Genomic DNA, 12,024 nt, shown 5'->3' with positions numbered 1-12,024 from the left:
AAGCGGCTGCTTCCTCCCATCCTTTGTTGGCTGCGCGATGCGTCTTCCTCTACAGCGTGCCGTACGATTCCAAGCCCATCTTCTCGACGAGCCGGCCGCTCTCCTCGTTGAGCCCGACAACGTCGCAGCTTTTGCCGGCCTCCAGGTACTTGCCCCGGATGCGGGCGATCGCATTGACGCCGGAGTGATCCCACACATGGGCGTCCGAAAAGTCGATCGTTACGAGCTCGGGATCGCCGGCCGAGTCGAAGGCGTCGCCGAAATCGGTCGCCGTCGCGAAAAACAGCTGGCCGCTCACCGCATAGCGCAGGCTGCCGTCCGGCTGCGGCTGCGCCTTCACGGCGATGCGCGAGATGCGCCGGGCGAAGATGACCGCGCTCAGCAGCACGCCGACGATGACGCCGAGGCCGAGGTTATGCGTGTACAGGACGACGCCGACGGTCGCCAGCATGACGATCGAGTCGCCGATCGGGGCGCGCTTCAGCTCGCCGAGCGACTTCCAGTTGAACGAGCCGATCGCGACCATGAACATGACGCCGACGAGCGCCGCCATCGGGATCTGCTTGACGACCGGACTGAGGAACAGGATCAGCAGCAGCAGGACGACGCCCGCCGTCAGCGTCGACAGCCGCGTGCGTCCGCCGGAGCGCACGTTGATGACCGATTGGCCGATCATCGCGCAGCCCGCCATGCCGCCGAAGAAGCCGGTAGCGAAGTTGGCGATGCCCTGGCCTTTGACCTCGCGGTTTTTGTCGCTCGGCGTATCGGTGATCTCGTCGAGGATGTTGGACGTCAGCAGCGACTCCAGCAGCCCGACGAGCGCCATCGAGGCCGAGTAGGGCAGGATGATGAGCAGATTGTCCAGGTTCGGAACGAAGTCCGGCAGATGCAGCATCGGCAGCGTGCCGGAGAAGTCGGCGATGTCGCCGACGGTCAGCGCGTCGAGCTTGAAGATCATGGCGACGGCGGACACGACGATGATCGCGGCGAGCGCGGACGGGAACGCGCGGGTCAGCTTCGGCAGCCCGAACACGATAGCGAGCGCGAGGCCGACGAGCGCGTACATCGTCCAGCCCTGGCCCTGGAAGTGCACGAGCTGGGCCATGAAGATCATGATCGCCAGCGCGTTCACGAAGCCGTTCATGACCGAATGCGGCACGAAGCGGATCAGGCTGCCGAGCTTCAGCCAGCCGATGACGAGCTGGATGATGCCGGTCAGGATCGTCGCGGCGAACAGGTATTCCACGCCGTGATCGCGGACGAGGCCGACCATGAGCAGCGCGAGCGCGCCGGTGGCGGCGGAGATCATCGCCGGACGGCCGCCGGCGAACGAGATGATGATGGCGATCATGCAGGACGTGATGAGCCCGACCATCGGGCTGACGCCCGCGATGATCGAAAAGGCCAGCGTCTCGGGAATGAGCGCCAAAGCGACAGTGATGCCGGACAGGATGTTCGTTCCCGGATTCGGGAGCCACTCCTGCTTCCAGCGGGATATGCGGTTCAAGACGAATGTACCCTCCTGATGAGCGGAATTTCCGATGCACCTCTTCTAACCGAGCATTATAAGGCTTTTAGGAAAAGCAGGCGACAAGCCCGGAAGTCAAAGAAAGCGCAATCATCGAAATGAATCGCGCCCATTCTCGCTGCTGCGGCTCTTTTCTATGGGGATCGATTCAAGTAAGGTCAAGATCGGGGCGGGAGACGGCCCCCTGCCCCGTGGGGATTCGCGCCATAAAAAGCGAACCGGCGAAGCAACGAGTGCTTCGCCGGTTGGCGGACGCTTGTTCAGGCGATGCGGCGCGGGAGAGGCCGCCGTGCCGGCAAGCCCTTACGGCCTCCCCTGGCTTCCCGATTTCCCATGCGGATCGTCCAGCGTGATCTCGACGACGGTATCCAGCTCATCCGGCAGCGGATAGGTGAAGTGCTCCGGCTGCGCGAAATTGAAAAATTCGTCGTTCGGATACAGCTTGGCATTCCACGGACGGGAGACGAACAGCTCCGAGCCGTCTTCCAGCAGCCTCGCTTTTTTCACCTGGCCGCCCAGACCGGACAGATTAACCGGACCGACGCTTTCTTCAAAGATATGCGCATACAGCTTGTCGCCCTTGCGCGTGTAGCGGCCCCACTCCGGCTTGTCGAGGCCCGCTTCCCCGCAGCCGTAGATGCTTTCCCCGTTGCGGCGCATCCAGGCTCCTACCTCCGTCAGGACGCTCAGCGATCGCCGCGGAATCTCTCCCTTCGCGTCCGGTCCGACATTAAGCAGCAGATTGCCGTTTTTGCTCACGCACTCGACCAGCTTGCGGATGACGGTTTTCGCCGACTTGTACGCATGGTCGTTCGCCGCATAGCCCCAGTTGTTGTTCAGCGTCATGCAGGCTTCCCAGGGGATGGGTCGTCCGTCCTCGTCCGTAATGCCCTGCGGAGGGATGATCTGCTCCGGCGAAGCGAAATCGCCCGAAAAGAAGCTCGGGGTCCGGGAATAGATCGAGCCCCCTTCTTCTCCGCTCGCCTCGAGCCGGTTGTCGACGATGATCTGCGGCTGGAACTCGCGGATCATCGTCATCAGCTCGGTCGCCCGCCATTTTTCCCCTCTCATGTCGTCGTAAGAGAAGTCGAACCACATGATGTCCAGCTTGCCGTACCCGGTGAGCAGCTCGCGCACCTGCGCATGCATGTCGTCCAGGTAGGCGTCGAAGCGCTCCGGATCGCGCCGGAAGCTCTCGTCGTCGCGCATCGGATGGATGCGGTCTCCGTACGCCGGGAAATCCGGATGATGCCAATCGATGAGCGAGAAGTAGAGGCCGACCTTCAGCCCTTCCTCGCGGAACGCATCGAGGAACTCGCGGACGAGGTCCCTTCCGCATGGCGTGTTCGTCGACTTGTACGTCGTATGCTTGCTGTCGAACAGGCAGAAGCCGTCATGATGCTTGGCCGTCAGCACCGTATAGGTCATGCCCGCATCCTTGGCCGCCTTCGCCCACGCTTTCGGATCGTACCGCTCCGGGTTGAACTCGTCCACATAAGTCTGATAGTCCTGGTCGCTCATCCTCTCGAAGCTGCGCACCCATTCGCCCCGTGCCGGAATCGCATAGATTCCCCAATGGATGAACATGCCGAAGCGGTCATGTCGGAACCACTCCGTCCGTTCGGTACGTTGCCTGATCAACTCATTCATGCCCTAGCGCCTCCCCATGTTCGGTATAGCCCAAGTCTAGCAATGAATTGTGATAAGCTATAGGCAGCAAGTTAGCTTCCTGCGGGGATGAAATTAACCAATTGAACGAGGGATGCGGATGCACGACCATGACGCCATGCCGGGCGCGATGCTCCAGCATCTTCAAGTCAGCCTGGTCGAAGCCTACTACACGGAGTGCTCGCCCGAGTGGCGCGAGCTTGATTATGTGCCGTCTTACAATAAGTTCTATCTGATCTGCGGCGGCGAGGGCTGGATCGACATCGACGGCCGCTCCTATGCCCCCGTCGCGGGCCAGCTCTGCCATATGCCGGCGCATGTCCGCCAGTCCTACTCCGCCATAAGCGACCGCCCCTACCGCAAGTATTGGTGTCATTTCACCGCAGCGCTGGGAGGGCTGGATCTGTTTCAATGGATCGACGTCCCGCCGCTGCTGAACGTTCCGCCGGACCGGCTGGATTCGCTGACCCGGCTGTTCCGCGAGCTTGCGGAGCTGCATGCCGACGGCGGCTGGCTGGCGCGGATCCGGGAGAAAGCAGTCCTGCTCGAAGTCATCGGCTTTTTCCTCGCCGAGTCGAACCCGCAGCTGCGGATCACCCCCGGCAAGCGAGACGAGATCGAACGCCTGCGGCAGATCGACTCCTTCATCGAAGAGCGCTTGTCCGAGGCGCTTACGCTGGACGACCTGTCCCGGCATGTCCATCTGCATCCCAACTATCTCGTGCGCTACTTCAACAAGCATCTCGCCGTCTCTCCGCTCAAGTACCTGAACCGCAAGCGCATGCAGCGCGCTCGCGCCCTGCTGGAGGCCGGCGGACTCAGCATCAAGGACATCGCCGCGCAGGTCGGCTTTCCGGACACCAACCACTTCTCCAAGGTGTTCCGCAAGGAGATGAGCTGCTCTCCGTCCGAGTACCGGGCCAGACAGGCCTCCAGAGCGAGGGCGGCACGCGGCGAAGAGCCGGTCTGACTTGAAGGGGAAGAGAAGAAGGGCCGGGTCTGTCCAGCCTCGATTGCCGCGTCAGCTCCATGGCGGATCAGACGCACGAAAGCCCTCCTTTGGCAACGAAAGGAGGGCTTTTTTCAAGAGCGCTCAGCCAGCCAGTCCGGTTACGATGATGTTGTCGAACCGGTAGTCCGCGGACTCCGCCCGCAAGCCGACCGTCCCTTTCAGGAAAGGCTGGTTCAGGTCGGTGATCGTCGCCTTCTGCTGAAGATCGACTTCAACCGTCAGGCGGTTCCCTCGGCAGGTCAGCTTCAAATAATGGTAGCTTCCCGGCGAATAGACGTGCGCGCCTGACGCCAGCTCCGTCCAGGTGGATCGGCCGTCGAATTTATATAGCTTCCAGGAGGCTCCGTCCCTCAGCTCCAGCTGATAGAAGCCTCCGCTTTTCTGCATCCGGGCCAGAACAGCGGCATTATGGGCCGTGTTCGGCAGGTAGACATGGCCTTCGACGCTGTAGTCCCCGGTATTGAAGCCGCGAATGTAGTTCACGACGCTGTTGGCCGCGGCGGCCTTGAGCTCTTTGGTCGCTCCGGCAGGCTGGGACACCTGCCAGGAGCCGCTGACGTTCTGCCAGCCGGCCGGCATAGATTCGACCGATGCGTCCTCGAACGTTTCCGAAAGCGCCGTGCCGCTTTCATTCGAGCCTTTCTCGATCCAGATCATGACCCAGTAGTGCAGCTTGGGCACCGTCAGCGAGACATAGCTGCCACCGGCATCCGATCCGGTCGAGTAGCTCAGGCTGTACGCCTTGCCATGGTCGTAGTCCGGCGACGCCACCCAGACCTTGGCGTTCGGGCGCAGCGTTCCCTCGTAGTAGATCTTCGCCGGAACAGCGGCGAATTGATCCGGCGCCGCGTAGGCTGCGTTCTCATCGCGCCAGCGGGTCGAGACGTTGTTTTCCAGGTTGATGAGGTGGATGATGTCGTAGCCGTCCTTCGACTTCGAGAACTTCCACACCGCTCCCGCATCGCCCTCCGTGCTCGACGGCAAGCCTGTCAGCTCGATCCGGCTCGACCCGCTGACGACGCCGTCCCTCAGCAGGTTCTGATAGGCTGTCAGGAACCCGTAGTAATTCTTCATCGCCGCCTTGAGGCTGTCGCTCATGACCAGATTCTTGTTCGGGAAATACTCGTTCGACAGCATGCTTCCGCCGTCGCCGAGCTCGATGTGCGAGGCGCCTGCAGCGAACATGGCGGCATCCGCCAGCCTGACCGACGCTTCGTTGAACAGTCGCTGCGTTCCTCCTGGAGTCTCCTGCGAATGCTTGTAATTCATGTACGCGGCGAATACGACGGCCTTGTCGCTGCGCGCCTTGGAGCGCTCCACCAGACGCAGCAGATCGATGTAGTCGTCGTTCGATTCGTCGTCATCCCACAGCTCCGTGTAGACGAATTCCGCGCTCGAGTCCGCGGACACCTGATCCTGTCCGTAGGCCAGGACGCTGTTGAAGACGACCTCTTTCTGAAGGCGCGCCTTCGCGGCATTGATGAATCCGGCATACGTCGAGTCCAGCTGGACCGCATTGCGGTTCCAGTCGTAGAGCGTGCCCCGAGGACCGAGCGTATCCATGTGCCACCCGTCGAATGCGAAGTTCTGGAACACCTCCTCTTCCCTCGTGAAGATGTAGTTCCGCCAGCCGGGGTTCGCGGGATTGAACAGATAGATCTTTCCTCCCCCGCCTGCCCAGCCGCCCGGAAGCCCGTGAAGATCCTGGCGGCTCGGGTCGTAGCTGCCGCCGCTGTCCTTGAACAGTCCCCATGCGACCTGCACCCCGTCGTTCCAATAGTTGTCGAAGGCGCCGTTGATCAGATTGTAGTTCATCGCCTTCATGCCGTAGTGGTGAGCGCTGCTTATGTAGCCGTTCACCGTCGAGCGCGCCACCCGGCGGTTGGCGATATCCTGCCAGGACGGGGACTGCGGATCCGGGTTCGGACGATGGTGCTGCCAGTGCCAGTCATAAAATTGCAGCGCGTTGATATGGTAGTTTTTCAGCTGCCACGTCGAGTTCGCCGTATCGACCGTATCCGCGAACTCGCTCACATAGCCGTACCGCGGAAATCTGGTCCAGTTGCTCGAGACGTCGATCGCCGTCGATCCGGAGTCGACGACCGCGCCGCTCTGGTCCCGGACCCATGCCTCCACCAGATACCCCCGATAGTCGGTCGACGGGGGCGTCCAGGCATACGTCAGCGTTGTCGCTTGTCCCGCGCCGAGGGACACGGTCCGGGTCTGGTCCGGGCCTGCCTCCGCTCCTAGATGGCGGAAATAAAGCGTCACCGAGCCGGCGAAGCTGGACCCGGTCCCGTTTTTCAAATCCAAATAGATGGCGGCTTGCTCGCCCGGATTGTAGCGGGCCTTGTCGGTATTGACCCGCTGCAGGAGCGGCGCGGTGCCGGCCGAAGCTTGTTCCGGCGCCATCCCAGCCAGGCCGAGCAGCAGGACAACCAGGCCGAACACAGGCAAGAGCTTGCTGGTCATGATCGTTCCTCCTCGTTTTGTTCATCGCTTGTCGCTTGCGCATGGAATCCAGCATCGTCCGGATTCCAGGACATCGCCTCCCTTCCGCTGGATGGAAAAAAGGGGCGGAAAGCCACACTTGCAGCCCTCCGCCCCTTGCCTGCGCCATCTCGTGCCGTCCTCGCCAGGACGGCGTCAGTCCGCCGCGGCCGTCCGCTCCAGCAGCCGGTCCAGCACGGCCGCAATCTCGGCCCGCGTGCTGGCGGCCTGCGGCCGGAATTGTCCCCGGGCGTCGCCGAGCAGCAGCCCGGCCTGCTCCAGGCGGCTCACCGCCGCCTGAGCCCAGGCCGCGATCAGCGCGCGATCCGAGAAGGAAGAGGACGCGGCGGCTGCCGGCGCCTGCTTCTGCCCGCCCAGGTAGTCGAGCGTGCGATCCAGCATCACCGCCAGCTCCTGTCTCGAGACAGCGGCATCAGGATCGAACCGGCCATCCTCCCGTCCGAGGATCAAGCCGGCCGAGACGGCGGAGGAGACCGCATCGGCATGCCATGCGCCTGCCGGAATATCAGGGAAAGCGGATGGCTTGCCGCCGGATGAGAGGCCAAGCGTCCGGACGAGCAGCGCCGCGAGCTGGGCTCTGGTGGCCGTCGCCGACGGCTCGAAGCGGCTCTCCGTCATGCCGGTCACAATCTGCTTGGCGGCCAGCGACGCGATCGCTTCGTAGCCCCAGTGGCTGGGCGGCACGTCCGCGAACGTCTTGAGATGATCCATGACAGCGTAGGAGCCGGATTCGGTCCAATCCGCACGCAGGACGCGCTCTCCCGGCCTATAAACGCCGCCGGCGTAGCTCCACTCGGCGTCCGTTGCGCCCGCCCGGTACAGGCCGAGCGTCTTGCCTCCGAGCAGCGGAGCCTGCACCCGGAATTCCAGCTGGCCTTGAGGGTACAGCGCCGCGCTGCCCACCGCTGTTCCGTCGGAGCCGACTGCGCTCAAGCGGGCTTCATAGACTGCGCTCCTCGGCGTCCACGCCGCGTGCGGAGCCTTGGCCTCCCCTGCCGGCCGCAGCTCCAGCTCAAGCCAGGCCGCTCCATCCTTGGCGGCGGCAGCCAGCAAGGCGTTCAGCGCGGAGCTTTTCCAAACGGCTGCTGCCCCATCGTGTCCGATCCGGACTTCCTTGGCCGAAATCTTGCCCGCGGCTGCCACCGGAATCCGCGCCCGGCCGGTTCCAGCCTCGAGACGCAAGTCGATCCGGCCTGCCGCGCCTTCGCCCGACAGCTCACTCTCGCCGATGACGCGGACTGCCGGCGCTGGCGATGCGGATGGCGAAGGAGCGGCCGATGCCGCTGCGCCGGACGCCGGCGGCTCGGCCGGAGGCGACGTCGGGCTTGCGCTTGGGGACGGCGTCGGGCTCGTCTCGGAGCCGTCTCCGCCGAACAACGCCTGCGGCTCCGGCGACTGCGGCTGCCGGTCGATGACGAGCATCGTCCAGTAGTCGAGCTCCGGCACCTGGATCACGATGGAATCGCCGTCCCAGACATAGTCGAGCTCCTGCATGGCGCCCTCGCGGCTGTCCGGCGTGGCCGCGTACACCTTCAGCTCCGGCCGCTCCGCCGCCGGGCCGCCGATCGCATAGCGGACCGCAAGATCGTGCGCCGCCTTCGGCTGCCGCGCCTCGTTCCGCCAGTTGGAGTCGTTGTCCAGCAGGTTGATCAGATGGATGACGTCGTAGTCGGCATACCCCTCATTGCCGGCGTTGGTGCGGACGGTCGTCCAAAGCGTCCGCTCCGAGCCGTCCCGGCTCGTCGGCAGCGCCTGCCCCGAAGCGTCGAACGCCTCGACCGCCGCATCCGCATCCGCCTTGCTGTCGAACAGCAGGTTCTCGTAGGCGGCGAAGAACTTGTAGTAGTCCTTCATCGCCTCCTTCGTGCTCTCGGTCATCTTCTTGCTGCGGTTCGGGTAATACTCGTGCGCCAGCATGTTCGGCCCCTCGCCGATCTGCTCCGCCGTCCCGAGCTCGATGTGGGTCGCACCCATCGATGCCAGCGCCGCGTCCATCAGACGCACCGAAGGCTCGTCGAAATACCCGACCGTCACGCCGCGCAGCTGGATCGATCCCGGCACGTCGTCGGCTTCCATTTTCAGCGTCACCTGATGCGCTCCCGCTCCGAGATGCGGCAGGATCACATAGCCGTCGCCGCTGAACGCGTCCTTGCCCTTCGTGCCGTCGAGTCCGATCTTGAGCGGATTGCCGCCCGCATCCTTGGCCCGCTCGCCGTCGATATAGACCGAGCGGGTCGTGAAGGCGCCCGCGTTGGCGTAGGTGAAGATGAGGCTCTGCTCGCCCGCGGCCGGCACTTCGAGCGGGTACGTGACCTGCTGCCCGACCTCGCCGAAGTTCACGACCGTGTCCTTGACGAGAGCGAAGCTCGTGTCACTTCGCGGGTTTTCCGCCTCATAGCTCCGAACGGCACCGGAGCCTTGCGCCGGCCGTACGTCCAGCCGGTCCAGCTGGATCGAGCCTGCCTGCCCGGCCTCCTGACTGATGACGACGACGTTGCTGCCCTGGCGAAGCGCGACGCCCGCCTGGCGCTTGTCCGTCCACGCTGCGGCCGGATCGAGCGTCAGCTCGCCGGCGGCGCTGCCGTTCACCGACACGCTGCGGACCGCGGCTGCCTGTCCTTGGGCGCGGTAGATCCAGTCGAGATCGTAGAGGCCGTCCTCCGGCGCCTGCACCTCGAAGGCGACGCGGTCGTTCACGTTGTCGAAGCCGGAAGCGTACCCGACGACAGGCTGGACGCCGCCCTCCGGCGCCGCGCCGCCGGAGCTGTACAGCCGTCCGTCTGCTACGATGCCGGCTACGTTCGCGTACTGGCCCGAAGTCGCCATTTCCAGCCGCACCTCATGCGCTCCGGCTTCCAGGCGGAGCGGCAGCAGCTTGAGCTGCATGTCTCCGCCCCAGCCGCCCGGCGTGCGGGAGAACGGCACCTGCTGCGCCTGAGGCGCAGGCTGGCCGTCGACCTTCACGGAGAGGGCGGGCTCGTTGTCCGTGCGGTAGAGCACGCCGATAGAATCCACGGCTCGGTCGGCATAGACCCGGTAGGTGACGCTCTGTCCCGCCTGGCCGAAATTGTCCGTGCTCGAAGGCGTCAGGACGATGCTCGCGGCCGGAGGTATTTCCGCGAAATAGGCGGGCAGCTTCTGGTCTCCGACCGTCATGTCCCGCAGCTTGATGCCCAGATCGTCCGCCGGAGCGCGCAGCTCGACGATGTTCTTGCCGGCCTTGAGACGCGCCTGGGCCAGCACGCCGGACGGGACGAACGACTCCCAGCCGCCCGCCGCCGGGAATACGACGTCTGCCTGCCGCTCCCCGTCGACCCTCAGCTCGCGAGATGCTTCCTGCCAGTCGGACGCATAGGTGAACGACAGCGGATAGTCGCCCGCTTGCGGCGCTTCGACCTCGAAGCGGATCGTGTCGCCCTTCGTCTCGAAGCCGTACACATGGCTGTACTGGTCCACGATGACGTTGTCCAGCTCGGCGTCCGCGGCGTCGTACCGCTTGTCGGAGCCGTGGCCGCTGACGGTCAGGCTGGCCAGGTTGAGCCAGAGCCCGTTTGTGTTCAGCGTCAGCCTGACCTCGTTCTCGCCTTTGACAAGCGCGGCCTCGACGACCGCTTCCGCCGTCGGCTCGCCCCATCCGGTCTTCTCCGGGAACGGAATCGCGGCTGCGGCCGTCGCGCCGTTGACGGCCAGCCTTCCTTCCGGAGCTCCTCCGTCGTTGCCATGGCCGTAGCCGAGCTTGAGCCGATAGCTTCCGGCCGCAGGAACCGTGACGCGGAACGTCACCGCGTCCGTATCCTTGCGGCCGAAGTTGCCGACCCAGCCATGGGCCTTCGCGATCCTTGACGGGGACTCGGCTGCAGCCGGCACGTCCCGGGCAGCCGTGCCGCGGGTCTTGACCCCGGTCGCCATCTTGTAGTTCATGTAGCCGGCGATGACCATCGCCTTGCCGCCGTTTTTGGACCGGGTATCCTCGACGACCTTCTGCAGGTCACGGTAATGGTTGCGGTCGCTCCAGATCTCGCTGTAGTCGAAATCGGTCTTGGTCGCCGGATTCGGCACCGCGCTGTACTCGGCGTTGCCTCCGACCATGTTGAAGGTGACGTCGCTTTTCGCCGGATCGTTGGCGGCCAACGCGTCCTTGGTCGCGTTGATGATCTTGTCGTAGTCGAGCGAGTAGTAGCGCTGGCTGCCGTCATACCCGTAGAGGAAGTTCTTGTCGTTCGCCCCCCACTGGTCCAGATGCATTCCGTCGAAGCCGAACTCGTTCGCTGCCCGGACGAACTGTCCGGCGATGTACCGCTGCCATTCCGGGTTGCCCGGATCCTGCAGGAACAACGAGGTCGTCTTGCCGTTCACGTCGAAAGTGAAGCCGTCCTGGCTCTTCTGCGGCTCGGCGGGATCCGGCTTGGCCTTGAACAGGCCCCATCTCGGCGACACGCCGAAGTCCTCGTAGTTCTCGCGGGCCGCATAGTTCATCTGATAGGCCATCGCAGCAGAGCCGTACTTTTGCGCCGCCGCCACCTGCTGCTTGATCGAGAGCGGATACAAGTCCCGCCCGAGCAGATCGGCATAATGCGCCTCGGGCGTAATGGCTTCCGTGACGAAATTCCCTTGCTCGTCCCGGACCGGCTTGCCGCTGGCATCGGTTTTGGAATAGACGCTGACATCGTGGCGCCACATCCAGTCGTAGAACTGGTAGCCGTTCAAGTAATACTCCTGCGAGAGCTGTTTCAGCTTGGCGTCGCTTTCGGCCGCCGTCTCTCTCGGGAACTCGCTCACATAGCCATATCGGGGGAAGCGCTTCCAATCGCTCGAAACGTCAATGGCCGCCGTAACTGCCTCCTCTTCCCTGCCTTTCAGCCAAGCCTTGACCAGATAACCGGTGAAGTCCCTGTCCGGCGGGTTCCAGCTGAAGGACAGCTCTCCTTGTCCCGGCTGCGCCTGGATTGTTTTCGTTCCTTGGGCAATCAGCCGGTTCAGATGGTGGATCTCGACATGCAGCTGGCCTTGCCAAGGCTGCTCGTCGCGGAAGCGCAGCGTCAGCTGCGCCGCCTCGCCCGGAGCATAGCGGGCTTTGCCTACAGCCAGCGATTCGATCGGCGACGCCGGAACGGATGCTGCGGGACCGGCAATCTGCGCCGCCGCAGCGGCTCGTGCCGCGTTCCAGGAAATCGCTCCCGGCAGGACCGCTTGCAGGGCAAGCGCGGCCGCCATGGCGCGAGCGGCATGTTTGACGATAGGTCTCATCATGTTCCTCCTTGATCAAGCATGGATAGGGGTGAGGCTATGGATGCAAAGCAAGGGC

At 63.9% G+C, this 12,024-nt stretch carries 5 protein-coding genes; 1 reads left to right on the top strand and 4 read right to left on the bottom strand.

The annotated features are described in order from the left end of the window. Positions 1–49: 49 nt before the first annotated feature. Positions 50–1,507 (bottom strand): SulP family inorganic anion transporter, encoded by a 1,458-nt coding sequence (locus H582_RS0122060; protein WP_028600272.1) that lies wholly within the window; start codon positions 1,505–1,507, stop codon positions 50–52. Between the two features lie 324 nt (positions 1,508–1,831). Then, positions 1,832–3,178, bottom strand: coding sequence for an alpha-L-fucosidase (locus tag H582_RS0122055; RefSeq protein ID WP_028600271.1), 1,347 nt, complete (start codon positions 3,176–3,178; stop codon positions 1,832–1,834). A 118-nt stretch (positions 3,179–3,296) separates the two neighbouring features. Here H582_RS0122055 and H582_RS0122050 point away from each other — a divergent pair, with 118 nt between their 5' ends. Continuing rightward, positions 3,297–4,166 carry an AraC family transcriptional regulator gene (locus H582_RS0122050; RefSeq protein WP_028600270.1) on the top strand — a complete coding sequence of 290 codons (870 nt, stop codon included), beginning with the start codon at positions 3,297–3,299 and terminating at the stop codon, positions 4,164–4,166. A gap of 123 nt (positions 4,167–4,289) precedes the next feature. On the opposite strand, the gene H582_RS29030 is transcribed toward H582_RS0122050, so the two are convergent. Together H582_RS29030 and H582_RS29025 are read right to left on the bottom strand one after the other, a co-directional pair. Next, positions 4,290–6,680, bottom strand: coding sequence for a glycoside hydrolase family 66 protein (locus tag H582_RS29030; protein WP_052333541.1), 2,391 nt, complete (start codon positions 6,678–6,680; stop codon positions 4,290–4,292). A 174-nt stretch (positions 6,681–6,854) separates the two neighbouring features. Then, positions 6,855–11,969 (bottom strand): glycoside hydrolase family 66 protein, encoded by a 5,115-nt coding sequence (locus H582_RS29025; RefSeq protein ID WP_240479060.1) that lies wholly within the window; start codon positions 11,967–11,969, stop codon positions 6,855–6,857. Between the last annotated feature and the right edge of the window lie 55 nt (positions 11,970–12,024).

Source organism: Paenibacillus pasadenensis DSM 19293 (assembly GCF_000422485.1).
Lineage (GTDB): Bacteria > Bacillota > Bacilli > Paenibacillales > Paenibacillaceae > Paenibacillus_O > Paenibacillus_O pasadenensis.
The sequence above is the reverse complement of the archived record's forward strand: the minus strand, read 5'-3'. Positions and strand labels throughout refer to the sequence as shown.